Here is a 25,217-nt window from a genome sequence, read left to right on the forward strand (position 1 = left end):
CGCCCCTATCCGGTCGCCCGCTCACCGCGAGAACGCCCGGAGCAGCGCGACGAAGGACCGCCGCATTCCAGTTATTTCACGTTGGGTGGTGCACAATCAAGCACCCGTCAGCGACGGCGGCGCACCAGCCAGATGATCAGCAGCAGGACGGCGAGCCCGGCGGCGGGCGCGGCGAAGCGGGCCGCCGCCGCACCTCCGGCGACCTCCAGCAGGTTGATCGGTTCCGGTTCCGGCTGCTTGCGGAGCTGGGCCGTGGGCGGAGGCTCCTCGACCGGGCGGGGGATCGAGGGGACCGACCGCACCGCCTCCGCGACCGGCGCCGCCGCGGGCTCCGCGGCCGGCCGGGGTGCCTGCTCCGCGAGCGGCCCGGGCTCCCGGTCGCCCTCGCCGAGCTGGGCGGCGAGCTTGTCGGCGAACTGGCCGAGCAGCTTGTTGCCGACGTCGGTCATGACGCCGCGACCGAACTGGGCCGGGCGGCCGGTGATGCTCAGGTCGGTGACGACGTCGACCCGCGTGCTGTCGCCCTCGGCCGCCAGCGTGGCGGTGACCAGCGCGGCGGCCGTGCCGTTGCCCCGCTGGTCCTTGCCGCGGGCGTCGATGACCGCCTTGTGGGCCGCCTCGTCCTTCTCCACGAAGGACGCCTTGCCCTGGTAGGTCATGGTGATCACGCCGAGCTTCACCTTCACCCGCCCGGTGAAGTCGTCCCCGGTCACCGAGTCCAGGACGGCGCCCGGCATGCACGGCGCGATGCGCTCGATGTCGAGCAGCACCCGCCACGCCTCGTCGACGGGGACGGGGACGGTGAACGAGTTCTCCAGCTGCACGGGGACCTCCTGGCCTAGAGCCCGACGGCCGCGGTGACCGCCCGACGGGTCAGCACCTCGGCCAGGTGCGCACGGTAGTCGGCCCGGGCGTTGAGGTCGTCGCTGGGGGCGGTGCCCTCGGCGGCGTGCCGGGCGGCCTCGGCGATCGCCGCCTCCCCCGCGTCCGCGCCGGCCAGCGCCTGCTCGGTCGCGGTCGCCCGCAGCGGGGTCGGGCCCATGTTGGTCAGCCCGATCCGTGCCTCGGCGATGTGCCCGTTCTCACGGCGGACCGCCGCCGCGACGGCGACGATCGACCAGGCCTGGGCCACCCGGTTGAACTTCTCGTAGTGCATGCCCCAGGAGCCCGCGAGCTTGGGGATGCGCACCTCGACCAGCAGTTCGTCCTCGGCCAGCGCCGTGGTCAGGTAGTCCACGAAGAAGTCCCGCGCGGGCACGGTCCGCCGCCCGCCGGGGCCGGCGAGCACGAACTCGGCGTCCAGGGCGAGCGCGACCGCCGGCAGGTCCCCGGCCGGATCGGCGTGGGCCAGCGCGCCGCCGAAGGTGCCGCGGTGCCGCACCTGGCGGTCGGCGACGGTCTCGGTCGCCTGAGCGATGAGCGGGGCGAACTCCCTGATCAGCGGGTCGGAGATGACGTCGGAGTGGGTCGTCATCGCGCCGATCGCGAGGGCGTCGCCGTCGTCCCGGACGCCGCGCAGCTCGGTCACCCGGGTCAGGTCGACGACCATCGACGGCGCCGCGAGCCGCAGCCGCATGACCGGGATGAGCGACTGCCCGCCGGCCAGGACCTTGGCGTCCTCGCCGCCGTCCGCGAGCGCCCGGAGGGCCTCGTCGACGGTCCCGGGCCGGACGTAGCCGAACGCCGCGGGGATCATCGGTCGCCGCCCAGGCGCGACTCGGGCGTCGAGACCCCGGCCGTGGTCTCCGTCTGCGCGCCGCCGTAGGCGTTGGTGCCCGCGGTCGCGCGATCACCGCCGTCCCCGCCCCGGTGGATCGCTCTCCAGACGCGTTCGGGGGTCAGCGGCATGAGGATGTCCGTCACCCCGAGGTGCCGGACGGCGTCCAGCGCGGCGTTGACGACGGCGGGGGTCGAGGCGATGCAGCCCGCCTCGCCCACACCCTTGGCGCCGATCGGGTTGCCGGGCGCCTCGTGCACGGTGTTGCCGGTGTCGAAGTGCGGCAGGTCGGCAGCCGAGGGGACGAGGTAGTCGACGAACGTGCCGGTGGTGAGGTTGCCGTCCTCGTCGTAGACCGCCTCCTCGTACAGGGCCTGCGCGATCCCCTGGGCCAGGCCGCCGTGGATCTGACCCTCCACGATCAGCGGGTTGACGATCTTCCCGACGTCGTCGACGCAGGCGTACTTCCGGATCGTCACCATGCCGGTCTCGGTGTCGACCTCCATGGCGCAGATGTGCGTGCCGTGGGGGAAGGAGAAGTTGACCGGGTCGAAGGTGGCGTCGGCGTCGATCGACGGCTCCACGCCGTCGGGGAAGTTGTGCGCCGCGAACGTGGCCAGCGCGATCTCCTGGATGGAGACGCCGCTGCCCGGCGTGCCGCGCACCGAGAACGTCCCGGACTCGAACTGCAGGTCGTCCTCGCTGGCCTCCAGCAGGTGCGCGGCGACGGTGCGGGCCTTCGCGACGACCTTCTGCGAGGCGTTGACCACCGCGGCCCCGCCGACGACCAGGGACCGGGAGCCGTAGGTGTCCAGGCCGCGCGGGGAGATCGCGGTGTCGCCGTGCAGCACCTCGATGTCCTCGAACGGCACGCCGAGCTCGTCGGCGACGAGCTGGCTCCACGCCGTCTCGTGCCCCTGTCCGTGCGGGGTGGAGCCGGTGATGACCTCGACCTTGCCGGTGGGCAGCATCCGGATGGAGGCGTGCTCCCAGCCGCCGGCGCCGTAGGAGAGCGAGCCGAGCACCCGCGAGGGGGCCAGGCCGCACATCTCGGTGAAGGTGGAGAACCCGATGCCCAGCTGGACCGGGTCGTTCGACTCGCGCCGCCGGCGCTGCTCCTCGCGGAGCTCGTCGTAGCCGAGCAGTTCCAGAGCCTGCTGGGTGGCCTGCTCGTAGTCGCCGCTGTCGTACTCGAGCCCGGCGACGGTCGTGAAGGGGAACTCGTCGGCGTTGATCCAGTTCTTCCGGCGCAGCTCGAGCGGGTCCATGCCGAGTTCGACGGCGAGCTCGTCCATGATCCGCTCGATGGCGAAGGTCGCCTCGGGCCGGCCGGCGCCGCGGTAGGCGTCGGTGGGCGTCTTGTTGGTGAAGACGCCCTGGCAGTCGAACCGGTAGGCCGGGAACTTGTAGATCGCCGGGAACATGAAGGCGCCCAGGATCGGCACGCCCGGCGTGACCAGCCGCAGGTAGGCCCCCATGTCGGCGAGGAGGTGCACCTTCAGGCCGAGCACGTTGCCCTCGCGGTCGGCTGCGATGTCCACGTACTGGATCTGGTCGCGGCCGTGGTGGGCGCTCATCAGCGACTCGCTGCGGGTCTCGGTCCACTTCACCGGCTTCCCGAGCCGCTTGGCCACCAGGAGCGTGATGACCTCCTCGGGCGTCACCTGCAGCTTGCCGCCGAACCCGCCCCCGACGTCCGGGGCGATCACCCGCAGCTTGTGCTCGGGGACGCCGGTGGTCATCGCCAGCATGATCCGCAGGATGTGCGGCACCTGGGTCGCGGACCACATCGTGTAGTTGTCGCCCTGCGGCTGGACGACGGTGGACCGCGGCTCCATGAACGCCGGGATCAGCCGCTGCTGGACGAACCGCCGGCTGACCACCACGTCGGCCTTGGCGAACGCCTCGTCGGTGCTCGAGCCGGTCCCGGCCTCACCGGCGTCGAAGATCCAGCGGTAGCTCTCGTTGGAGGCCACGTGGTCGTGGGTCAGCGCCGCGCCCTCGGCCAGCGCCCGCTCCATGTCCAGGACGACGGGCAGCGGGTCGTAGTCGACGTCGACGAGCTCGACGGCGTCCTGCGCGGCGGTCTTGCTGCGGGCCACGATGACGGCGACCGCCTCGCCCACGTGGTTGACCTCGTCCACGGCGACCGAGGGGTGCCCGGGGTTGACCATCTCCGGCGTCACCGGCCAGGCGCAGGGGATCGAGCCCTGCTCCTCGGCGAGGTCGCGGCCGGTGAACACGGCGACGACGTTGGGCGCCGAGCGCGCCGCCTCGACGTCGATCGTCCCGAGCTTGGCGTGCGCGACGGGGCTGCGGACCACCGCCAGGTGCAGCATCCCCGGGAGCACCATGTTGTCGGTCCAGGTGGTCTTCCCGGTGATCAGCCGGGCGTCCTCCTTGCGCTTGCGCGCCTGGCCGACCTCCTTGGCCGGGCCAGCGGTCATCGGCCGGTCCTCCACGGCGGTCATGCCTGCGCCCCGCGCATCTCGGCGGCCGCCTGCTGCACGGCGCGGACGATGTTCTGGTAGCCGGTGCAGCGGCAGAGGTTGCCCTCGATGCCCTCGCGCACCTCGTGCTCGCTGGGGTCGGGGTTGTCGCCGACCAGGTCGATCGAGGCCATGATCATCCCGGGTGTGCAGTAGCCGCACTGGAGCCCGTGCAGCTCGTGGAACGCCTTCTGCATGGGGTGCAGGGAGCCGTTCTGCGCGATCCCCTCGATCGTGGTGACCTCGCTGCCGGCGGCCTGGACGGCCAGCACCGTGCAGCTCTTCACCGCCTCGCCGTCCAGGTGCACCGTGCAGGCCCCGCAGTTGCTGGTGTCGCAGCCGACGACGGTGCCGACCTTGCCGAGCTGTTCCCGCAGATAGTGGACGAGCAACGTGCGTGGCTCGACCTCGTCCGTGTAGGACGCCCCGTCGACGCGCACCGAAATCTGGGTCACGAATCCTCCGCTCGGATCGCTGCTCCGTGTGGGCCCCCGGTTCCGGTCGGACCACGTCCTCCGAGTCTTACCCGCTCGGAGTGACTTGGGCCACACCTATCGGCGCGTCCCCTCGCAGGTCAGCGGTCGGCGGTCCGGTGGATCGGGCCCTCGCTCCCGGTCAGCCGCTCCCCGGAGCCGCCCCACCGGCCGGCGATGATCTCCGCCGCGATCGACACGGCGGTCTCCTCCGGCGTCCGCGCCCCGAGGTCCAGCCCGATCGGGGAGGAGAGCCGGGCGATCTCCGTCGCCGACAGGCCCGCTTCGGAGAGCCGCTCCAGTCGTTCGGTGTGCGTGCGCCGCGAGCCCATCGCGCCGACGTAGGCCACCGGCAGCCGCAGCGCGACCTCCAGCAGGGGGACGTCGAACTTCGGGTCGTGGGTGAGCACGCAGAGCACGGTGCGCTCGTCGATCCGGCCCGCGTCGACCTCGCCCTGCAGGTAGCGGTGCGGCCACTCGACGACGACCTCGTCGGCCTCCGGGAAGCGCTTCGGCGTCGCGAACACCGGCCGGGCGTCGCACACGGTCACCCGGTAGCCGAGGAAGGAGCCGACGCGGGCGACCGCGGCGGCGAAGTCGATCGCGCCGAACACGACCATCCGGGCCGGCGGGGCGAAGGAGTTGACGAACAACTCCAGGTCGTCGCCGCGACGCTCGCCGTCGTGGCCGAAGTGCAGCATCCCGGTGCGGCCGGCGACGAGCATGCCGCGGGCGTCGGCGGCCACGGCGTCGTCCAGGCGCTGCAGGCCGAAGCTGCCCGAGGCCCGGTCGGGCCAGAGCACCATCCGCCGGCCCAGCCGGTCGTCGCCGCCCTTCACGCAGGTGACCACGGCGACCGGTTCGTGCCGGTCGACCGACTCCTTGACCTCGCCGAGCTCCGGGAACGACTCCCGCGAGACGGGCTCGACGAAGACGTCGAGGATCCCGCCGCAGGTCAGCCCGACGGCGAAGGCGTCGTCGTCGCTGACGCCGTAGCGCCGCAGCGTCGACTCGCCGGTCTCGACGGCGTCGGTGGCCTCCTCGTAGACCGCGCCCTCGACGCAGCCGCCGGAGACGCTGCCCACCGCCGTCCCGTCCGGGCCGACGAGCATCGACGCGCCGGCCGGCCGCGGCGCGGACCGCCAGGTGGCGACCACGGTGCCCATGCCGACGGTCTCCCCCGCCTGCCACCACCCGACCAGGTCCTCGAGAACATCACGCACGCTGGATCACTCCCGACAGCTCCTCGAACGCGGCCATGCTGTGCCCGGCGACGAAGACGTCGACCGAGGGCAGCGCCGCGCGCATGCCACCGGCGAGGGGCTCGTAGCCCTCCCGGCCCTTGTGCGGGTTCACCCACACCACGGCGTGCGCCAGGCGGCGCAGCCGCGCCATCTGCTCGCCCAGCAGCTCGGTCCCGCCGCGCTCCCAGCCGTCGCTGCACACGACGACGACGGCACCGCGGGCCGTGCCGCGCTGCCCCCACCGGTCGAGGAACGCCTTGAGCACCTCGCCCAGCCGGGTGCCGCCGGACCAGTCCGGGATCGCCGAGCCGGTGGCGGCCAGCGCCCGGTCGGGGTCGCGCAGCCGCAGCTCGCGGGTCACCCGCGTCAGCCGCGTGCCGATCGTGAACACCTCGGTCGAGGACGGGCGGGCCCGCACCGCCACGTGCGCGAAGCGGAGCAGCGCGTCGGCGTACGGGCTCATCGAGCCGGACACGTCGACGAGCAGGACGACGCGGCGGTGCCGCGGGGCGGACCGGCGGTGCATCAGGCGGGTCACCTCGCCGCCGTCCCGCAGCGCGCGGCGCACCGTGCGCGCGGGGTGGACGGGACCGGCGGAGCTCGGCCGGCGGCGCCGCGACGGGCGCATCGGCGCGGCCGGCCGCAGCACGGTGAACAGCCGGCGCAGGTGCTCGCGCTCGGCGAGGCTCAGCTCGGCGACGTCGCGGTGCCGCAGCACCTCGGCGGCGCTGGCCTGCACGGCGAGCTCCTCCGATCCGGAGAACTCCTCGCCCTCGCCCTCGCCGTCGCCGAGCGGGGCCATCGTCGAGACGACCCGCAGCTCGGGTGCCGTCCGGCTCGGCGCCCGTGGCCGCTCGCCTCCGAACCAGGCGGCGAAAGCCGCGTCGTAGCGGTCCAGGTCGTCCGGGCCGGCGCACAGGGTCAGCCGGCCGGCCCAGTAGACGTCGGAGGCGTCGAGGACGTCGAGGTGCCCGACCGCGGCCAGCATCGCCTCGACGCGGTCCGGCGACGCCGTCACCCCGGCGGCCCGCAGCGTGCGCGCGAAGCCGAGGACGGTGTCGACGACGTCCCGGGCCCCGTCGCGGGTCTCAGGCACCGAAGAGCACCCCCCGCACCTGCTGCTGCACCCGCTCGGTGTCCTCCCGGTACTTGAGCACCGCGCCCAGCGTGCGGGCAGCGGTGTCGGGGTCGAGCTCGCGGGCGCCGAGGGTGTGCAGCGCCGCCGCCCAGTCCATCGCCTCCGCGATGCCCGGCGGCTTGAGCAGGTCCAGGGTGCGCAGCCGCGCCGTCGCCCGGGCCACCTCGCGGGCCAGCTGCTCGGTCACCTCGGGCAGCCGGCGGCGGAGGATCGCCACCTCGCGGTCGAAGTCCGGGTGCTGCAGCCAGTGGTAGAGGCAGCGGCGCTTGAGGGCGTCGTGCACCTCGCGGGTGCGGTTGGACGTGAGGATCACCAGTGGCGGCGTCTCGGCGCGGACCGTGCCCAGCTCGGGGATCGAGATGGTGAAGTCCGACAGCACCTCGAGCAGGAACGCCTCGAACTCGTCGTCGGCGCGGTCGATCTCGTCGATGAGCAGCACCGACGGCGAGTCCTCGAGCGCCTGCAGCAGCGGCCGGGCCAGCAGGAAGCGCCGGTCGTAGAGGGATGCCTCGAGGGCGTCGGGGTTGTCGGCGGCGTGCGCGGCCTCGGCGGCCCGCAGGTGCAGCAGCTGGCGACCGAAGTCCCAGTCGTACAGCGCCTGGCTGGCCTCCAGGCCCTCGTAGCACTGGAGCCGGTAGATGGGCCGGCCGGTGACCTCGGCCAGCGCGTGGGCCAGCGCCGTCTTCCCGACGCCGGCCTCCCCCTCGAGGAACAGCGGCCGGTGCATCGCCAGGGCCAGGTAGGCCGCGGTGGCGAGGCCCTCGTCGGGCAGGTAGCCGGTGGCCTCGAGGGCGGCCGCGAGCTCCTCCGGGCTGGTGAGGTGGGTCACGCCTGCGAGCATCCCACCGTCAGGGGCAGGCCACCCATTCCTCCTCGCCGTCGGTGAAGACCTGCCGCTTCCAGATGGGCAGCCGCGCCTTCACCTCGTCGACGAGGTCGGCGCAGGCGGCGAAGGCCGCACCGCGGTGCGACGTGCTGACGGCGCAGGCGAGCGCGACGTCGCCGATGCCCAGGAGGCCGATGCGGTGGCTGACCGCGACGGCGTGCACGCCCTCGCGGGCGGCGAACTCAGCGGCGATCTCGGTGAGCACCTGCTCGGCGGTGGGGTGCCCGACGTACTCGAGCTCGGTCACCGACCGGCCGCCGTCGTGGTCGCGGACGACGCCGGCGAAGGAGACGACGGCGCCGGCGGCCTTGTCGGCGACGGCGTCCTCGTGCTCGGCGACGGACAGCGGCGCGTCGACGACTCGGGCGATCACGGCGCCGAAGGTACCCCCGGCGGCGGGACGTCGAGGTCGGCCGGATCCGCCAGGCCGGTGCAGTCGACCTCGGTGACGTCATGGCTGGTCAGGTAGCGCCGGGCGCCCTCGTCGCCGGTGGCGGTCTCGACCACCCCGGCCCAGTGCTCGCGGCCGAGCAGCACCGGATGGCCGCGGACGCCGTCGTAGGTGGCGACGGCGAGCGCGCCGGGTGCGGCGTGCGCCGCGACGGCGCGCAGCGCCTCCGGCGTCATGCCGGGCATGTCGACGAGGGTGACCAGCGCGGCGTCGACGGTTCCGGGGAACCCGCGCAGGCCGTCCAGCCCGGTCCGGAGCGAGGAGGCCATGCCGGTCTCCCAGTCCTTGTTGGCCAGCACGGTGGCGCCGCTGAGGTCCGCGGTGCGCCACACGTCGACCGCCTGCGCGCCGAGGACGACCAGGACGACGTCGCACGCCGCCCGCGCCGTCCGCACCGCCCGCTCGACCAGCAGGCTGCCCTCGTACTCGACGAGCGCCTTCGGCATCCCGTAGCGGCGGCCGCCCCCGGCGGCGAGGACGACGGCGGCGCAGCTCATGGGCCCCACTCTCCCAGCGGGCCCGGTCACCGCGCGTAGACCGCCACCTCGGAGGCCTTGACCGCCGCCCACACCTCGGCGCCGGGGGCCAGCCCGAGCTCGGCGAAGGCGGTCGCGGTGACGTCGGCGACCAGCGGCACCGCGCCCTCGAGCTCGCAGCGGACCGTCGTCCCGTGCGGGACCGCGCCGGCCAGCCGCAGGAGCCAGACGTTGCGCGGGCTGCCCTCGGGCCGGGCCAGGTAGAGGGCGACCGACTCCGGGCGGACCGCCGCGAACACCGGCCCGGTCACCTCCTCGGCGACCGCCACCTCGCCGCCACCGTCCAGCCGCACGGTCCGCCCCTGCCCCGTCCCGGGCAGCAGCGAGAGGCCGACCAGCCGGGCGACGTAGTCGGTGCGCGGCCGCCGGCTCACCTCGACGGGGGTGCCGGCCTGCACCACGCGGCCCTCCTCGACGACGACGACGCGGTCGGCCAGCGCCATCGCGTCGACCGGGTCGTGGGTGACCAGCACCGTGCTGCCGGCGAAGGCGGCGAGGTGCCGGCGCAGCACCGCCCGGACGGTGAGCCGGGTGCGGGCATCCAGCGCGGAGAGCGGCTCGTCGAGCAGCAGCAGCGCCGGGTCGCCGACGAGCGCCCGCGCCAGCGCCGCCCGCTGCGCCTGGCCGCCGGAGAGCTCCGCGGGCCGCCGTCCGCCCAGCCCGTCGAGCTCCACCCGGGTCAGCCAGCCGTCCACGGCCGCCCGTGCGGCGGCGCGGCCGGTGCCGCGGGTCCGCAGCCCGAACGCGACGTTGTCGGCCACGGACAGGTGCGGGAACAGCAGCGCGTCCTGGAAGACCATGCCCAGCGGACGCCGGTGCGACGCGAGGTGGACGCCGCGGGCGACGTCGTCCCACGGCACGCCGTCCACCTCGACCCGGCCGGCGTCGGGGGCCAGCAATCCGGCGAGGACCCGGAGCAGCGTGGACTTCCCGGCACCGTTGGGCCCCAGGACGGCGAGCACCTCGCCGTCGGCGACCTCGACGTCGAGTTCCACGTGCAACATCCCCCGCCGGACGCGCACCCGGGCCGACAGGCTCACGGCGCGACCCCGGCACGGCCGAGCCAGCGGTCGCGCAGCAGCAGGAGCGTCGCCAGCGAGACGGCCAGCAGCACGAGGGAGAGGGCGACGGCGGCCTCGGGATCGCGCTGCAGCGCCAGGTAGACCGCGACCGGCATCGTCTGCGTCGTTCCCGGGAAGTTGCCCGCGAAGGTGATCGTCGCCCCGAACTCGCCGAGCGCCCGGGCCCAGCAGAGCACCGCGCCGGCGGCGACGCCCGGCGCGACCATCGGCAGGGTGACGCGGCGGAACGTCGTCCACCGGTCGGCGCCGAGGGTGGCGGCGACGTCCTCGAACCGGGCGTCGGCCGCGCGCAGCGCGCCCTCGACGCTGACCACGAGGAAGGGCATCGCGACGAACGTCTGGGCGATCACCACCGCCGTCGTCGTGAACGGGATCGTGATGCCGAAGGTCTCGTCCAGCCAGGAGCCGACGATGCCCTGCCGGCCGAGCACGAGGAAGAGCGCGACGCCGCCGACCACAGGGGGCAGCACCAGCGGCACGGTGACCAGCGCGCGCAGGACGGCGCGACCGCGGACGCGCGAGCGGGCGAGCACCCAGGCGAGCGGGACGCCGAGCACCAGGGAGACCGCCGTGGCCGCGGTGGCCGAGACCAGGCTGAGGCGCAGGGCCGACCCGACCCCGGGGGCGGTGAGCTGCTCGGCGAGCCCGGACCACGGCGCGCGGACCAGCAGGCCGGCGAGCGGCAGGACGAGGAAGGCGACGGCGAGCGCCGCCGGGATCATCAGCGGCACCGGCACGCCGGCGCCGGTCCGCCCGGTGCGGCTCACGGCTGCCGGAACCCGGCGTCGGCCAGCAGGCGCCGGCCGTCCGCGGACAGCAGCAGGTCGACGAAGGCCCGGGCGGCATCGGGGTTCGGCGCGTCGGTGAGGACGCCGACGGAGTAGTCGTTGACGGCCGAGCCGGCCTGCGGGATCTCGATCGCGTCGACGGTGTCCGGGCGGCCGGCGGCGTCGGTGACGTAGACCAGGGCGGCATCCACCTCGCCGAGCTCGACCTTGGTGAGCGCCGCCCGCGCATCCGCCTCGAGGGTGTCGGGCCGGGCCTCGACCCCGGCGGCGGCGAGCAGCCGCTCGGCCGCGGCGCCGCACGGCACCTCGGGTGCGCAGAGCGCGACCGCGAGCTCCTCGCGGGCCAGGTCGGCCAGGCCGATGACGCCCGCCGGATTGCCCTCCGGGACGACGACGGTGAGCACGTTCGCGGCGAAGACCGTCGGGGCGTCGGCGAGCCCCGCGCCGGTGACCACGGCCATCTGCCGCTCGTCGGCGGAGGCGAAGACGTCGGCGGGGGCGCCCTGGACGAGCTGCGCGGCCAGCGTCGAGCTGCCGGCGACGGTGAAGCGGACGTCGAGCCCGGGGCGCTGCTCCTCGAGCTCGTCGCCGAGCTGCGCGAAGACGTCGGTCAGCGAGGCCGCGGTGAAGACGGTGAGCGTGCTGCTCCGGCCGTCCGAGCCCCCGCACCCAGCAAGGAGCAGGGCGCACCCGAGCAGTGCGAGCGGGGCCCGCCGGCGCATCGCGTCCTCTCCAGACGCCGCCACGGCAACCGCGTCTGCGGGGTAGCAGAGCAGATTTTTCCGCTGCTGCGCAAGTTCGTCGGCGCCGAGTGCCGCAGGTGCGCCCGGGCGAGGAGGCCTGTCAGGGGACGTCGACGCTGACCTGGGTGGCCTTGACCGTGGCGACCGCCCGGACGCCCACCTCGAGCCCGAGCTCGTCGGCGGCCTCGCGCGACATCAGCGAGACGACGCGGAACGGACCGGCCTGGATCTCCACCTGCGCCATCACGGTGTCGCGGACGACGCGGGTGACGATGCCGGTGAGCCGGTTGCGCGCCGACGAGGAGCGGGTGACGCCCGGCGCGGGCGGCTCGTGCATCTCGGCGGCGACGCGGGCGAGGTCGGCGCCGTCCACCACGGCCGGTCCACCGCCGTCCCGGGAGGCGGGCAGCCGGCCGCTGTCGATCCAGCGCCGGACGGTGTCGTCGCTGACGCCGAGCAGGGCCGCCGCCTCGGCTATCCGGTAGGTGGCGGCCACGACAAGACCCTAGCGACGGTTGTGGACGGCGCCGCGTCGTCCACAACCGCGCCCGCCGCCCCGTCGGCAGGACGGGGCAGCATGCCCGACGTGATCGACGACGCCTGGCTCGCAGACCTGCTCCGGCACCGGGCGTTCCTGCTCGCCGACGCCGAGACCGCCGCAGATGTGGCCACCGATCTCGCGGCGCACGGCGTCGCGCTGGACGCCGACGGCTCGGTCACGCGCGCCCTGCTGGATGCACTGGACGAGACCTGGGAGCGCGGCTGGCAGCCGGCCGACGTCACGCACGCCGCCCGCCGGAAGGCGACGGCCGGGTCGGTCCCGCTGGCCGTCGCGTTGATCGCCGAGCACGCGCGGCGCACGTCGGCCGCCGAGCGGGCCCCGGACACCTGGGTCGACCAGTTGCGGGAGCTCGGCGCCCTCGGGGCCGGGGACGGCGCCGTGGTGGCCGGCTGGCAGCAGGCGGAGCGCCGGACGCCGGTGGAGGCCTGGCGGATCACCCTCCACCTGCTCGGGATGCTGCGCTCGACGGCACGGATCGAGCTGCTCGTGCCGCCGCCGTCGCGATGGGGCGCCGCCCGGCGCCGCGCGGCCGCCCCGGGCGCGGTCGCCGGCGAGGAGCGCGCCCTGCGCGTCATCCGGGGCCTGCTGGCCAAGGCGGAGGCGACGGACTTCGCCGAGGAGGCGGAGACGCTCACCGCGAAGGCGCAGGAGCTGATGACCCGGCACGCGGTCGACGCAGCGGTGCTGCAGGGCGACCTGCCGGCCGGCGACGTGGACACGCGACGGGTGCACGTCGCGGATCCCTACGTGCGCGCCAAGGTGCAGCTCCTGGGCGCGGTCGCGGAGGCCAACGACGTCCGGCTGGTCTGGTACCAGGGCCTGGGCATCGCGACGATCGTCGGCGGGCGGGCCGACCTCGACGCGGTGGAACTGCTGTTCACGTCGTTGCTGCTGCAGGTCGCCCAGGGCCTCGCGGCAGCCGAGCGCACGGCGGGGCCGTCCTCATCGCCCCGAGCCTTCCGCCGGGCCTTCCTGCTCGGGTACGCGCACCGGATCGGCGAGCGGCTGCAGGACGCCCGGCGCCGCGCCACCGCCGAGGCGGCGGCGGAACGCGAGTTGGACCTGCTGCCGGTGCTCCGGTCCCGCCGGGAGGCCGTGGACTCCGCGGTCGCCCAGCTCTTCCCGAAGCTGCGCAGCAGTCGCAGCCGGGCGTCGGTCGACGCCGGCGGCTGGTACGCCGGCCAGACCGCGGCCGAGCGGGCCGACGTCGGCCCGCGCCGCTCACCCCTCGGCTGATCCCAACGCCCCACCGGGCGCTCCCGCGGGAGCGTCCGAGCCTGACCAGTACGAACTGTCGAGCTCCCGCCCTATCGCTCGGACTTGCGATCGAAGATCGCGAGACCGACGAGACGCCGCTGTACGAGTAGGCGGCGGCGGTGCGGCTCGCCGCCGCGACGGCCCGCATCGAGCGCCTGTACGTCCACCACATGCGGGACTGGATCTTCGGCGGGCCGACCGCCATGGCCAAGGCCACCAATCGTGAAGCCATCCCCTGCGGGTCACGTCCGTGAGCGGCCCACTCAGGGCGGACTCGTGCTCGTTGCGTCGATGTCGACGGGACTTCCGAGAGACTGGCATCCATGGGTTGGCGTCACCGTCGAGGCGAAGACGAATTCACGCGCGCGAACAGCGCCGTGCGCTACCTGCTCGTAGAGGCGTCAGGCTTGCTCTCGTCCGAGTGCACCAAGCAAGCGGAGGAACTGCTGCGGGTCGGCGAGCCAGACTTGGCGCTGGAATTCATGGCCTGGGATCTGGCACCGCACGCGGATGAGCTCCCCGAGCACCTCGTCCGGTTCATCAAGGAGGAGGTAGGAGACGCGGGACCCATGCCTCCTGCGTTCGAGGCGTAGGGCCTGGCGAGCAAACTTCAGGCGCTCACGCTTCGACCACCATCGCTCTTGCGGTCTCCGCTGCAGACCCACTGGTGGGCAACGGGCGGCGGCCACCTTGCGCACCCGACGACGGTGCCGGTGCGCCGCGGGGGATCTGTCTCTAGAGCCGCCTTCTGGGCGCACACACCGACCAGCGGACGCAACGTCGACAACCGCGAAGCCCCCCAGCTGACTCACCCGTTGACGAGTCGCTCGATCCAGGCGTCTAGCAGCGACTTCGCAAGGCTCAACGCGCTGAACCCGTAGATGCCCGTGCCTTGCGGAAGCCATGGAGCAAACTCCGAGAAGGGAACAGATTCGGCCGAGTGGCCGAGCTTGGTGTTGCGCAGCTTACCCAGAGCGGTGGCGGCAGATTGCCATTCCTGACTCATGCCCAGAACGGCTCCCGCGTTCGCGATTCTCAGGCTGGTGTACTTTGCGTCCAGGCGACCAAGGTCAGCTTCGCAACGTCGGATTGCCGTTGCCTTCTTGCTGGGTGTCGCAGGGGAATCCAACTCGGCCCGCAGGGCTTCCATTAACTGAGTCCTCTGTTCCCCGTAGTCCTTGGGCGGCTCGGCGGGGATGGACGTTCCTACCGCTTCCAGGACCTGGAAGTGAGCCAGGAGTGACGCTCCAACAAGCGCTACGTCGCTGCCAAGATCCAAGAGACGGATGCCACGAGCCAACAGCATGGCCGCACGGCGAGCAGCGGCATTCGAGGTCAGCGCGGTGTGATTCTGACGTACTCGCTCGACGCCCTCGTGGTCGAGTGGTTCATCTTTGAAAAGAGCGACAGCCGCCTGGCCGCTTAGCCCTTGCATCCCGCCGGGACCGTCGACGGCCACTAACTGGATTCGATGGGAAAGACCCTCCTGTCGAAGCGACAGCGCCGCCTGCAGTAGGGGCACCTGTTGAAGGTTGGCTTTTCCCAACGCCTCGAATGGCCCTTCGGCTGAGACGGTAACTCGAACGAAGCAGGGCGATTCGGACCGCGTCGAGGATTCGATGTTTGCGAAGTGGCTATGGGCCCCGTTTGGGGTGGGATTCACGTTGCCAACTTCAGGGAGGGGGCTGTCCCGCGTTAGCCCCACAACAATGTCGTCCAATGTCAATGGAGACGCCGGAAGATTGGGACCGGCGACCCTGCCCCACACGTGCCAGACCGTAGTGCTGCTCAACCTTGGGCCCCTCCGTCGCGCCGCGCAGCGGCGCGACCTTGACTCGAGGTAGCAACGTAGCCCGGGCCTGCCCTCGGACTCTCATTCCTCACGGCGGTGCGTCCTTTGCCGCGGGGGGCATCGCGGTGCACGGGTCTGCCCGGAGGGACGCCGGGAGGGCGCCCGTGCGCCGCGTCGGCACCTGTGGCGCCCTCGCCGGACGGGGGGCGTCCGCAGGGCGCGGCTGCAAGGGTGCGGAGCGACCGGGGCGCGGTCGGCGGACGACCCCGTGCCTACCGGACGTCGTGGGCGACCCGACGGCACTCCCCCGCGCCCGGCGCCGCGCGACGTCCCGTACGAGCGGCTGAACATGGCGTGTGCGATCGGCGTCCTCATGGACCACCGGGAGTTCGTGCGGCGCCGGGAGGCAGAACGGGGACTGACGGGGTGACCCGGTGACAGGGTGAGGGAATGGCGGGGACGTTCCCGCGGGAACGTCCGTCCGGATGCGCGGATCGCGGTGAAACTCGGCACGGTTTGTCGATCTCAGGCCACGGGGAGAGGGAACCGGTGCCGCGCGCCTCCACCCAGACCACGACCACCCAGACCACGACCGCCGAGCTCACCACCGCCGAGACCACCACCGCCGAGGCCACGACCGACCCGAACCCGGCAGGCGCCACAGCCGCCGTGCGGACCCGCCGGATCCGGCAGTTCGCTCGCGACGTCCTGGGCTACGAGTCCTTCCGCCCGGGCCAGGAGGAGGCGATGCAGGCCGTCGTCGGCGGCCGGGACACCCTCGCCGTGCTGCCGTCGGGCGCAGGGAAGACGGCGATCTACCAGGTCGCCGGGCAGCTGCTCGCCGGTCCGGTCGTCGTCGTCTCGCCGCTGATCGCGCTGCAGCGCGACCAGGTCGACCGGCTCACCGAGCTCGAAGCGGAGGCCGGCCGGGCCGCAAAGCTGAACTCCACGATGTCGGCCGGAGACCAGCGCGAGGCGCTGGAAGGCCTCGGTGACGGAACGGTCCGCTTCCTCTTCCTCGCTCCCGAGCAGCTGGCCAAGCCCGACGTGGTGGACGCCCTGGCCGCGGCGCACCCGGCGCTGTTCGTCGTCGACGAGGCGCACTGCGTCTCCGCCTGGGGGCACGACTTCCGCCCCGACTACCTGCGGCTGGGCAACGCCGTCGAGCAGCTCGGCTCCCCCACCGTCCTGGCGCTCACCGCCACCGCCGCACCGCCGGTCCGGGCCGAGATCGTCGAGCGACTCGGCATGACCGACCCCGCGATCGTCGTCGCGGGCTTCGACCGGCCCGAGATCCGGCTCGAGGTCGACCACCACGCCGACGCCCGGGGCAAGGAGCTCGGCGTGCTCGACCGCGTGCTGACCGAGATCGGCGAGGGACGCGGCCCGGGCATCGTCTACAGCGCCACCCGCAAGGGCACCGAGACCATCGCCGACGAGCTGCGCGACCGCGGCCTGCGCGCGCAGGCCTACCACGCGGGCCTGCACAGGGCCGACCGCGAGGAGACCCAGCGCGCCTGGATGGACGACGAGCTCGACGTCGTCGTCGCCACGACCGCCTTCGGCATGGGCATCGACAAGCCCGGCACCCGCTTCGTCATCCACTCCGAACCCGCCGACTCGGTGGACAGCTACTACCAGGAGATCGGCCGGGCCGGCCGCGACGGCGACCCGGCCCTCGCCGTGCTGGTCTACCGCCAGGAGGATCTCGGCCTGCGCCGCTTCTTCGCCGCCGGCACCCCGGCCGAGGAGGAGCTGCAGCAGGTCGCCGGGCTGGTCGCCGCCGCCCCCGCCGCCGGACTCGAGGACGGCGTCGACGTGCGAACCCTGCGCCAGGAGACCGGCCGGGCCGCCAGCCCGCTGGTCCGCGACCTCAACCTGCTCGAACAGGTCGAGGCCGTCGTCATCGACGAGGACGGCGCCGCCCACCCGGCCGAGAACGCCCCCAGTCCCGGGGAGGCCGCCGCAGCCGCCCGCGAGCTCGCCGAGCACCACGAGAAGGTGGACCAGAGCCGCGTCGAGATGATGCGCGGCTACGCCGAGACCGCCGAGTGCCGGCGCCAGTTCCTGCTCGGCTACTTCGGCGAGCAGCTCGACCAGCCGTGCGGCAACTGCGACAACTGCACGTCCGGCACCGCCCAGGAGCACCCCGGCCCCGACGACCACGACACCCCGTTCCCGGTCGAGACGCCCGTCGCGCACACCGAGTGGGGCAACGGCGTGGTCATGCGGGTCGAGGACGACCGGATCACCGTCCTGTTCGACGAGGTCGGCTACAAGACCCTCGGCCTCGCCGCGGTGCTGGAGCACGACCTGCTGCGCGCCCGCTGACACCCGGCCACCCCGCCACCAGTTCCCGACACAGCGTCGGTAAAGTTCCCGACGCGCCGTCGGCATCACGCCATCCCCGATGCGGCGCAGGGGGTACCCATGTTCCTCGGCGCCCGCGAACTGCTGTTCGCCCGCGGCCACTTCAGCCTCATGGGCGCCGTCGTGGCGCTCATCGCGCTGCTCGTCGTCCTGCTCTCCGGGCTGTCCACCGGCCTGGTCAACGACGGCGTCTCCGGACTCCAGCGGCTACCGGTCACGGCCTTCGCCTTCGACGACGACACGAAGACGGACTCGGCGTTCTCCCGCAGCGTCGTCTCGTTCGACCAGGTCGCGGACTGGGCGGACCAGCCGGGCGTGGCCGAGGCCGCGCCCTTCGGCAACGCGCTGGTCAACGGCTCCGCGACCGGCGGCGACGGCCGCACCGTCCCCGTCGACCTGGCGCTCTTCGGCGTCCCGGCCGGCTCGTTCCTGGCCCCGGAGCCGGTCGAGGGGAACCGCCTGGACGACGGCGACCCGGCCGGCATCGTCATCAGCGGCACGCTGGCCGACCAGGGCGTGCGCATCGGCGACACCGTCGTGCTGGACCGGATCGGCACGGAGCTGACCGTCGTCGGCACGCTGGCCGAGCAGCACACCTACGGACACGTCGACGTCGCCTACGTCCCGCTCGCCACCTGGCAGGAGGTGCACGCCGGCGCCGGGCCGGGTGACCCGCTGCGCGAGGAGGCCCGCTCCGAGGCCACCGCCGTCGCCCTGCTCGCCGAGGACGGCGCGCAGCTCGATCCCGCAGCCGGTGACGACGCCGCTGGGACCCGCACGCTGACGCTGGAGGAGTCCTTCGGTGCCTCCCCGGGCTACACGGCCGAGACCTCCACGCTCAACCTGATCGAGGGGTTCCTCTACGTGATCTCGGCGCTGGTCATCGGCGCCTTCTTCACCGTCTGGACGATCAACCGCCGGCACGAGCTCGCGGTCATCCGGGCCATGGGCGGAACGGCCGGGTATCTGGTCCGTGACACGGTCGCGCAGGCCGCCGTGGTGCTGGTCCTCGCCACCGCCGTCGGCGTCCTCGCCGGCCTGGGCCTGGGTGCCCTGCTCGCCGGCAGCTCCATGCCGTTCGCCCTGGAGGCGGCGCCGGTCGCCACCGCCGCCGCGCTCCTCGTCCTGCTGGGCCTGCTCGGCGCGGCGGCGGCCGCCGTCCGCATCGCCCGGATCGACCCCCTCACCGCCCTCGGAGGACAGCGATGACCCGCGGCAGCGCCGCCCTGGAACTGGCTCACGTCACCCTGCGCCTGGGGGACGGCGACGCGCAGGTCACCGCGCTGGACGACGTCACCCTGGACGTCACCCCGGGCGAGCTGGTCGCGGTCCTCGGCCCCTCGGGCTCGGGCAAGTCCAGCCTGCTCGCCGTCGCGGGCGGCCTCACCCGCCCCGACGAGGGCAGCGTGCGCGTCGGCGGCGTCGACCTCGCCACGGCCTCCCGGCGCGAGCTGGCCCGCTACCGCCGCGAGCAGGTGGGCTTCGTGTTCCAGTCCGGGAACCTCATCCCGGCGCTCACCGCGGTCGACCAGTTGCGTTTCGCGCTCCGGATCGCCGGCCGCCGTGCCGACGCCGCGCACACCCCGGAGCTGCTGCTGGAGCGGGTGGGCATGTCAGCCCGGGCGGGACACCGCCCGCACCAGCTCTCCGGGGGCGAGCGGCAGCGCGTGGGCATCGCCCGCGCCCTGGTCACCCGGCCCTCGGTGCTCCTGGTCGACGAGCCCACCGCCGCCCTCGACCGCGCCCGCAGCCGCGAGATCGTCGCGCTGCTCGCCCAGGAGACGCACGAGTTCGGGGTGGCCACGGTCATGGTCACCCACGACCACGACGTCATCGGGGCCTGCGACCGCGTGCTGGAGATGGTGGATGGGAAGCTGGGCCAGGTCCACGCCCACAGCTGAGGAGGCACGTGCCCCGCATCCGGGCGGCCACGGTCGCCGAGCACCGGGCCGCGCAGCGCAGGGCCCTGCTCGACGCCGGGCGCCGCATCGTCGCCGAGAGCGGCCGGCCGCCCACCCTGTCCGGGGTCGCGGCGGGCGCCGGCCTCGCGCGGTCGAGCGTCTACGAGTACTTCACCTCCGCCGACGACCTGCTCGCCGCGCTCGTGGAGGACATCACCCCCCGCTGGGCGGCCCGGGTGCGGGCGGAGGTGGACGCGGCGGGATCACCCGCCGAGGCCGTCCTCGCCTACGTGCACGCGCACCTCGCGCAGGTCGCCGAGGGCGAGCACGCGATCATCGCCGCGCTGGCGACGATCGCGCCCGGGCACGTGACCAGCGAGCGGGCCCGCAGCATGCACGACGCGCTGAGCCGGCCCCTCCTGGAGGCGCTCGGCTCCCTGGGGGTTCCCGACGCGGACCTCGTCGCCGGGCAGATCGACGCCCTGGTGCGCGGCGCGTCCCGGCAGATCGAGGAGGGCACCGCGGACCTGGACCGCGCCTGGGCGGCCGCCCGGTCGGTGCTCGAGCCCTTCGTCCGGGACCGGGGTCGCGCCCGCGGCTGACCCCGCTTCGAGCTGCGAGGTCCGGTGCCCCCCGTGATCATTCGAGACGACGACGGGTCGCTGTCCCGAGCCCAGGGGGAGCGGCCGTGGGAGAAGGGGTGCGCCCGTGAAGGTCCTCGGCATCAACGCGATCTACCACGACCCCGCGGCGGCGCTCGTCGTCGACGGGACCGTCGTCGCCGCCGCGGAGGAGGAGCGCTTCAGCCGACGCAAGCACGGGAAGCGCCCGCTCCCCTGGAGCGCGTGGGAGCTGCCCGAGCTCTCCGCCGCCTGGTGCCTCGCCGAGGCCGGCATCCGCGCCGACGAGCTCGACGCGGTCGCCTACTCCTTCGACCCCGCGCTGATGACGACGCCCGAGGACACCGGCCTCTTCGACGACGGCGACGTCATGCGCAAGCGGTACGCCGAGATGGCGCCGGACTTCCTCGCCCACGCGCTGCCCGGGCTGGACCCGGCGAAGGTCCGCTACGTCAAGCACCACGTCGCGCACGCCGCCTCGGCCGGGCTGGCCGCGCCCGGATGCGACGGTCGGCGGGACAACGCCGTCCTCGTGCTGGACGGTCGCGGCGAGGCGCACAGCCACCTCGCCGGCCGCTACGTCGACGGGCAGCTGGAGATCCTCGCCGGCCAGGCACTCCCCCACTCCCTCGGCCTGATGTACGAGGAGCTCACCGACCACCTCGGCTTCCTCCGCAGCTCCGACGAGTTCAAGGTCATGGCGATGGCCTCCTACGGAAAGCCCCGCTTCCTCGGCCAGCTCTCCGAGCTCATCCGCGCCACCGACGACGGCGGCTTCCGCACCGAGAAGATCGACTTCACCGAGTTCGCGCCCCGCCTGGGGAAGGGCGACCAGTGGACCGAGGCCCACGCCGACCTCGCCGCCAGCGTGCAGACCCGGCTCGAGGAGGTGCTGGTCGACCTGGCCCGCTGGGTGCACGCCCAGACCGGCGAGAAGACCCTCACCCTCGCCGGGGGCACGGCACTCAACTGCGTGGCCAACACCCGCATCCTCGCCGAGAGCCCGTTCGAACAGGTCTGGGTCCAGCCCGCGGCGGGCGACGCCGGCACCGCCCTGGGCGCCGCGCTGCACGTCGCCCGCGAACTGGGCGAGGCGACGCAGCCGATGCCCGGCGCCGCTCTGGGCCGCGGCTGGAGCGACGAGGAGATCGAGAAGGTGCTGAGGACGGCGGCGATCGACTACGAGCGCCCCGACGACGTCGCCGAGACGGTCGCCGAGGTGCTGGCCGACAACGGCATCGTCGCCTGGTTCCAGGGCCGCAGCGAGTACGGTCCGCGCGCGCTGGGCCACCGCTCGCTGCTGGCGCACCCCGGCCACCCGGCCAACCTGGAGCGGATGAACGACGTGAAGGGCCGCGAGCAGTTCCGGCCCGTCGCGCCCATGGTGCTGCTGGAGCGGGCTCCGGAGATCTTCAGCCGCGGCCCGATCCCCTCGCCGTACATGCTGTTCGTGCACGACGTCGCCGAGGAGTGGCGCGAGCGCATCCCGACGGTCACCCACGTCGACGGGACGGCGCGGATCCAGACGATCGACCCGGGGACCCAGCCGCTGGTGCACCGGATGATCTCCGCCTTCGAGCGGCGTACCGGCATCCCCGTCGTCGTCAACACCAGCCTCAACACCGCGGGACGGCCGATGGTCGACGACCCGCGGGACGCGCTGGAGTGCTTCGGCTCGGCTCCGGTCGACCTGCTCGCGATCGGGCCGTTCGTCGTCCGGCGGGCGACGCCGACCTCCCGCACCCGGAACTGACGGAGGACACCGGTCACGATCCGGGCACACGACCGGGTGACCTCCGTTACCCCAGGTGGGGCGGGGGTATCCCCTGTGCCCGTCGAGACCACGGCGGCAGTCGGAACGATTCTGGAGATCACCATGTCCGCTTCGCACACCCCCCGGGCCGACCGGGCCATGACGTGGCCGCAGATCCTGGGCCTGGCATTCGGCGCTGTCTACCTGCTGATCGGGATCATCGGCTTCTTCATCACCGGGTTCGACAACTTCCTCGGCAACGAGAACGGCCAGCCGGCGCACCACGTGGACGAGAACCTGCTCGGGTTCATGATCAACCCGATGCACAACGTCGTGCACATCCTCATCGGCGCCGTCGGTCTGGCGCTGTCCCGCACGCTGGCCGGCGCCCGCACCTACGGGTGGCTGCTGGCGATCGGCTACGGCGCCGCGTTCGTGTACGGCCTCGTCGCCGTGGGCGAGGACTGGGACTTCCTCAACCTGAACGCCGCCGACAACGTGCTGCACATCCTGACCGCCCTCGTCGGCCTGGCCATCGCGCTGGGTCCGGTCCGCACCGCCGTCGACCACCGGCGCACGGTCTGACCTCCCGCTGACCGCACGTCGCACCGGGCACGTCCGCCCGGTGCGACGTGGGTCACATCCGCGGCTACCGTGCCGGGCATGGACTTCGCTCTCTCCGCCAAGGCCGAGGACGTCTGCGCCCGCGCCTGGGACTTCATGCGCGAGCACGTCTTCCCCGCCGAGCCGGTCTACGACCGGTGGCGCGCCGAGCGCGGGCACGACGACCACGGGCACCCGCCGGTGCTGGAGGAGCTCAAGGCCGAGGCCCGCCGGCGGGGCCTGTGGAACCTCTTCTCCCACGAGGTCGGCGGGCTCACCAACCTCGAGTACGCCTCCGTCGCCGAGATCACCGGCTGGTCGCCCGTCCTCGCCCCCGAGGCGATGAACGTGGGCGCGCCCGACACGGGCAACATGGAGACCCTCATGCTCTTCGGCACCGAGGAGCACAAGCAGCGCTGGCTGGCCCCGCTGCTGGAGGGCGAGATCCGTTCCGGCTTCGCGATGACCGAGCCCGACGTCGCCTCCTCGGATGCCCGCAACATCCAGACCTCGATCGTCCGCGACGGCGACGAGTACGTGATCAACGGCCGCAAGTGGTGGACCACGGGCGCCGCCGACGAGCGCTGCCAGATCTTCATCGTCATGGGCAAGACCGACCCCGACGGCCCGCCGCACCGCCAGCAGTCGATGGTCCTGGTCCCCCGGGGCACCCCGGGGTTCGAGATCGTCCGTCACCTGCCGGTGTTCGGCTACCAGGACCAGCACGGCCACTCCGAGCTGCGGTTCACCGACGTCCGCGTGCCGGTGGGCAACCTGCTGGCCGGCGAGGGCGACGGCTTCATGATCGCCCAGGCGCGGCTCGGCCCCGGCCGGATCCACCACTGCATGCGTGCCATCGGCATGGCCGAGCGAGCGCTGGCGCTCATGGTCGAGCGGACCAAGAACCGGGTGGCCTTCGGCCGTCCACTGGCCGAGCAGGGCACCGTGCGGGAGGCGATCGCGCTCTCCCGCATCGAGATCGACCAAGCGCGCCTCTACGTGCTCAAGACCGCCGACCTGATCGACAAGTACGGCGCCAAGGGCGCCCGCACGGAGATCTCGGCGATCAAGGTGGCGGCGCCGAAGGTCGCGCTCGCCGTCATCGACCGCGCGATCCAGGTGCACGGCGGGGCGGGCGTCAGCGACGACACCGTCCTGGCCCGCTTCTACGCCAGCGCCCGCACGCTGCGGATCGTCGACGGACCCGATGCCGTCCACATCCGCGGCGTGGCCAAGGAGGAGCTGGCCCGGGAACGCCCCTACAGCGGCTGACCGCCGGCGCCCCGGCTGGCGCGCCGGTACAGGACCAGCCCCGCGGCAGCCACCAGCACGCCCACGACCACCTGGGCGATGCCCCAGCCCGCGCGGTCGCTGCCGAACCAGGTCACCGACGAGACCAGCAGGACGACGGCGACGCCGACGACGAACAGCGCGATCTGCCGCGCCCGGTCCTGCTCGGGCGTGCGACGGGGGGAGCGGTCGGGAGGGCCGGCGGTCATGGCCCCGGGTCTACCAGAGCGGGCAGGACATCAGAGCGGGCAGGGCCTCAGAGCGGGCGGGCCAGCAGGATCTCGTCCCGGTCGTCGCCGGGCGCCACGCGCACCGCACCCGGCAACCGGCCCGCCTCGGTGTACCCCAGGCCCCGGTAGAACGCGTCGACACCGGTGCCGCCCCGCGCGGTGAGCGAGACGAACTCCCACCCGCGGCCTGCCGCGATCCGGTGCACACCCTCCATCAGCGCGCGGCCCAGGCCGGTGCCCTGCCGCGAGGGGTGGACCTGGACCCGCAGCACGGTGCCCCAGTGCCGGCGAAGCGGCGACGACGAGCCGACCAGCGCCGCGAACCCCGCCGTCGCGCCGTCGACGGTGAGCACGCAGAGGACGTCCCGCCCCGACGTGATGCCGTCGAGCAGCCGGTCGAGCACCGGCGCGACGTCCGCCGCGGTCACCGGGGGCACGAAACCGACCGCGCCGCCCGCGTTGGTGACGTCGACCCAGCAGGCGAGGAGCTCGGCCCGCAGGGCGTCGTCCACGGTGGTCACGGCACGGACGTCGACGGCGGGCACGCCCTCCATCCTCCCGCGCCGCCCCGCGCGCGGCGCCGGGGGTTGTCACGCAAGCCTGCGCTTGCCTATGGTGTCGGTGTGGGCGACGTGTTCAGGGCCCTCGCCGATCCGACCAGGCGCGCCATCCTCGACGAGCTGCAGGAACGCTCGGGCCAGACGCTGTTCGAGCTGATCAACCGGCTCGTCACGCGGCACGGGCTCTCCTCGACCCGCCAGGCGGTCTCCCAGCACCTGGGCGTGCTCGAGGAGGCCGGGCTGGTCCGGTCCCGGCGCGAGGGCCGCTACAAGTTCCACGACCTGGACACCGCACCGCTGCGCGCCATCACCGACCGGTGGCGCATCGACCCCCAGGAGGAGGACCCGTGCGGATCACCCTGACCAGCGTCTTCGTGGACGACCAGGAGAAGGCGCTGCGGTTCTACACCGACGTGCTGGGCTTCGTGCCGAAGACCGACGTCCCGATGGGCGCGCACCGCTGGCTGACCGTCGTCTCGCCCGAGCAGCCCGACGGCGTCGAGCTCGTCCTCGAGCCCGACGAGCACCCCGCGGCGCAGGCCTTCAAGCAGGGCCTCGTCGCCGACGGCATCCCCTACAACTCCTTCACCGTGGCCGACGTCCGGGCCGAGTTCGACCGGCTGACCGCGCTGGGGGTCCGGTTCACCCAGCCGCCCACCGAGATGGGGCCGGTCACCACCGCGGTGCTCGACGACACCTGCGGCAACCTGCTCCAGATCGCCGCGATGTGAC

General features: G+C 73.6%; 28 protein-coding genes. 12 read left to right on the forward strand and 16 right to left on the reverse strand.

The window, feature by feature from the left end:
- Positions 1 to 107 precede the first annotated feature (107 nt).
- From CRP29_RS19215 to CRP29_RS19275, 13 genes are all read right to left on the reverse strand, one after another.
- Entirely contained in the window at positions 108 to 824 is a 717-nt protein-coding gene (locus tag CRP29_RS19215; protein WP_097196666.1) for an SRPBCC family protein, read from the reverse strand.
- Between the two features lie 14 nt (positions 825 to 838).
- Positions 839 to 1,696 carry an FAD binding domain-containing protein gene (locus CRP29_RS19220; protein ID WP_097196667.1) on the reverse strand — a complete coding sequence of 286 codons (858 nt, stop codon included), beginning with the start codon at positions 1,694 to 1,696 and terminating at the stop codon, positions 839 to 841.
- Complete coding sequence (locus CRP29_RS19225; RefSeq protein WP_097196811.1) at positions 1,693 to 4,164, reverse strand: xanthine dehydrogenase family protein molybdopterin-binding subunit; 2,472 nt, start codon at positions 4,162 to 4,164, stop codon at positions 1,693 to 1,695. Before CRP29_RS19225 ends, CRP29_RS19220 begins: the two co-directional genes overlap by 4 nt.
- 20 nt (positions 4,165 to 4,184) lie before the next feature.
- The gene (locus CRP29_RS19230; RefSeq protein WP_097196668.1) at positions 4,185 to 4,661 is read right to left on the reverse strand and encodes a (2Fe-2S)-binding protein; all 477 of its coding nucleotides are present in this window, start codon (positions 4,659 to 4,661) and stop codon (positions 4,185 to 4,187) included.
- 119 nt (positions 4,662 to 4,780) lie between these two features.
- A complete protein-coding gene (locus CRP29_RS19235; protein WP_097196669.1) occupies positions 4,781 to 5,902 on the reverse strand; it encodes an XdhC family protein in 1,122 nt (373 codons plus the stop codon).
- Positions 5,895 to 7,019 carry a vWA domain-containing protein gene (locus tag CRP29_RS19240; RefSeq protein WP_097196670.1) on the reverse strand — a complete coding sequence of 375 codons (1,125 nt, stop codon included), beginning with the start codon at positions 7,017 to 7,019 and terminating at the stop codon, positions 5,895 to 5,897. The genes CRP29_RS19235 and CRP29_RS19240 overlap by 8 nt, the downstream gene beginning before the upstream one ends.
- Positions 7,012 to 7,890 (reverse strand): AAA family ATPase, encoded by an 879-nt coding sequence (locus CRP29_RS19245; RefSeq protein ID WP_245853072.1) that lies wholly within the window; start codon positions 7,888 to 7,890, stop codon positions 7,012 to 7,014. The genes CRP29_RS19240 and CRP29_RS19245 overlap by 8 nt, the downstream gene beginning before the upstream one ends.
- Before the next feature lie 19 nt (positions 7,891 to 7,909).
- The gene (locus tag CRP29_RS19250; RefSeq protein ID WP_097196672.1) at positions 7,910 to 8,320 is read right to left on the reverse strand and encodes a molybdenum cofactor biosynthesis protein MoaE; all 411 of its coding nucleotides are present in this window, start codon (positions 8,318 to 8,320) and stop codon (positions 7,910 to 7,912) included.
- A complete protein-coding gene (locus tag CRP29_RS19255; RefSeq protein ID WP_097196673.1) occupies positions 8,317 to 8,895 on the reverse strand; it encodes a nucleotidyltransferase family protein in 579 nt (192 codons plus the stop codon). The genes CRP29_RS19250 and CRP29_RS19255 overlap by 4 nt, the downstream gene beginning before the upstream one ends.
- A 26-nt stretch (positions 8,896 to 8,921) precedes the next feature.
- The gene (locus tag CRP29_RS19260; RefSeq protein ID WP_097196674.1) at positions 8,922 to 9,974 is read right to left on the reverse strand and encodes an ABC transporter ATP-binding protein; all 1,053 of its coding nucleotides are present in this window, start codon (positions 9,972 to 9,974) and stop codon (positions 8,922 to 8,924) included.
- Positions 9,971 to 10,783 (reverse strand): ABC transporter permease, encoded by an 813-nt coding sequence (locus CRP29_RS19265; RefSeq protein ID WP_245853074.1) that lies wholly within the window; start codon positions 10,781 to 10,783, stop codon positions 9,971 to 9,973. The genes CRP29_RS19260 and CRP29_RS19265 overlap by 4 nt, the downstream gene beginning before the upstream one ends.
- Positions 10,780 to 11,550, reverse strand: coding sequence for a molybdate ABC transporter substrate-binding protein (gene modA, locus CRP29_RS19270; RefSeq protein ID WP_245853078.1), 771 nt, complete (start codon positions 11,548 to 11,550; stop codon positions 10,780 to 10,782). The genes CRP29_RS19265 and modA overlap by 4 nt, the downstream gene beginning before the upstream one ends.
- A gap of 97 nt (positions 11,551 to 11,647) precedes the next feature.
- Entirely contained in the window at positions 11,648 to 12,043 is a 396-nt protein-coding gene (locus CRP29_RS19275) for a TOBE domain-containing protein (RefSeq protein ID WP_097196676.1), read from the reverse strand.
- Between the two features lie 81 nt (positions 12,044 to 12,124).
- Between CRP29_RS19275 and CRP29_RS19280 the strand changes: the two genes are divergently transcribed.
- From CRP29_RS19280 to CRP29_RS19285, 3 genes are all read left to right on the forward strand, one after another.
- Complete coding sequence (locus CRP29_RS19280) at positions 12,125 to 13,345, forward strand: DUF2786 domain-containing protein (RefSeq protein ID WP_097196677.1); 1,221 nt, start codon at positions 12,125 to 12,127, stop codon at positions 13,343 to 13,345.
- A 140-nt stretch (positions 13,346 to 13,485) separates the two neighbouring features.
- The gene (locus CRP29_RS23660) at positions 13,486 to 13,620 is read left to right on the forward strand and encodes a hypothetical protein (protein WP_281256820.1); all 135 of its coding nucleotides are present in this window, start codon (positions 13,486 to 13,488) and stop codon (positions 13,618 to 13,620) included.
- A gap of 69 nt (positions 13,621 to 13,689) precedes the next feature.
- Entirely contained in the window at positions 13,690 to 13,959 is a 270-nt protein-coding gene (locus CRP29_RS19285) for a hypothetical protein (protein ID WP_141437176.1), read from the forward strand.
- Positions 13,960 to 14,174: 215 nt separating this feature from the next.
- On the opposite strand, the gene CRP29_RS22450 is transcribed toward CRP29_RS19285, so the two are convergent.
- Positions 14,175 to 15,029, reverse strand: a complete 855-nt coding sequence (locus CRP29_RS22450; protein ID WP_141437177.1) for a hypothetical protein — start codon at positions 15,027 to 15,029, stop codon at positions 14,175 to 14,177.
- A 678-nt stretch (positions 15,030 to 15,707) separates the two neighbouring features.
- Here CRP29_RS22450 and CRP29_RS19295 point away from each other — a divergent pair.
- The 7 genes from CRP29_RS19295 to CRP29_RS19325 all read left to right on the forward strand — a co-directional run bounded on the left by CRP29_RS19295 (position 15,708) and on the right by CRP29_RS19325 (position 23,677).
- Positions 15,708 to 17,489: a RecQ family ATP-dependent DNA helicase gene (locus CRP29_RS19295; RefSeq protein ID WP_245853080.1), complete on the forward strand. Its 1,782-nt coding sequence runs from the start codon at positions 15,708 to 15,710 to the stop codon at positions 17,487 to 17,489.
- Positions 17,490 to 17,588: 99 nt separating this feature from the next.
- Positions 17,589 to 18,737 carry an ABC transporter permease gene (locus CRP29_RS19300; RefSeq protein WP_097196680.1) on the forward strand — a complete coding sequence of 383 codons (1,149 nt, stop codon included), beginning with the start codon at positions 17,589 to 17,591 and terminating at the stop codon, positions 18,735 to 18,737.
- On the forward strand, positions 18,734 to 19,429 hold the full coding sequence (locus tag CRP29_RS19305; RefSeq protein WP_097196681.1) for an ABC transporter ATP-binding protein: 696 nt from the start codon (positions 18,734 to 18,736) through the stop codon (positions 19,427 to 19,429). The genes CRP29_RS19300 and CRP29_RS19305 overlap by 4 nt, the downstream gene beginning before the upstream one ends.
- 8 nt (positions 19,430 to 19,437) lie before the next feature.
- Positions 19,438 to 20,031, forward strand: coding sequence for a TetR/AcrR family transcriptional regulator (locus tag CRP29_RS19310; RefSeq protein WP_097196682.1), 594 nt, complete (start codon positions 19,438 to 19,440; stop codon positions 20,029 to 20,031).
- A gap of 106 nt (positions 20,032 to 20,137) precedes the next feature.
- Positions 20,138 to 21,802 carry a carbamoyltransferase family protein gene (locus tag CRP29_RS19315; RefSeq protein WP_097196683.1) on the forward strand — a complete coding sequence of 555 codons (1,665 nt, stop codon included), beginning with the start codon at positions 20,138 to 20,140 and terminating at the stop codon, positions 21,800 to 21,802.
- Positions 21,803 to 21,925: 123 nt separating this feature from the next.
- On the forward strand, positions 21,926 to 22,387 hold the full coding sequence (locus tag CRP29_RS19320) for a DUF4383 domain-containing protein (RefSeq protein ID WP_097196814.1): 462 nt from the start codon (positions 21,926 to 21,928) through the stop codon (positions 22,385 to 22,387).
- A 78-nt stretch (positions 22,388 to 22,465) separates the two neighbouring features.
- Complete coding sequence (locus CRP29_RS19325) at positions 22,466 to 23,677, forward strand: acyl-CoA dehydrogenase family protein (RefSeq protein WP_097196684.1); 1,212 nt, start codon at positions 22,466 to 22,468, stop codon at positions 23,675 to 23,677.
- Here the strand turns inward: CRP29_RS19325 and CRP29_RS19330 are convergent.
- The gene (locus CRP29_RS19330; RefSeq protein WP_097196685.1) at positions 23,665 to 23,904 is read right to left on the reverse strand and encodes a hypothetical protein; all 240 of its coding nucleotides are present in this window, start codon (positions 23,902 to 23,904) and stop codon (positions 23,665 to 23,667) included. The two genes, CRP29_RS19325 and CRP29_RS19330, sit on opposite strands and share 13 nt — an antisense overlap.
- A gap of 47 nt (positions 23,905 to 23,951) precedes the next feature.
- Complete coding sequence (locus tag CRP29_RS19335) at positions 23,952 to 24,479, reverse strand: GNAT family N-acetyltransferase (protein WP_097196686.1); 528 nt, start codon at positions 24,477 to 24,479, stop codon at positions 23,952 to 23,954.
- Positions 24,480 to 24,548: 69 nt separating this feature from the next.
- Between CRP29_RS19335 and CRP29_RS19340 the strand changes: the two genes are divergently transcribed.
- On the forward strand, positions 24,549 to 24,848 hold the full coding sequence (locus CRP29_RS19340) for an ArsR/SmtB family transcription factor (RefSeq protein WP_097196687.1): 300 nt from the start codon (positions 24,549 to 24,551) through the stop codon (positions 24,846 to 24,848).
- A complete protein-coding gene (locus tag CRP29_RS19345; protein ID WP_097196688.1) occupies positions 24,833 to 25,216 on the forward strand; it encodes a VOC family protein in 384 nt (127 codons plus the stop codon). The genes CRP29_RS19340 and CRP29_RS19345 overlap by 16 nt, the downstream gene beginning before the upstream one ends.
- Position 25,217: the final 1 nt, after the last annotated feature.

The sequence above is a fragment of the Blastococcus aggregatus genome (assembly GCF_900221005.1).
GTDB lineage: Bacteria > Actinomycetota > Actinomycetes > Mycobacteriales > Geodermatophilaceae > Blastococcus > Blastococcus aggregatus.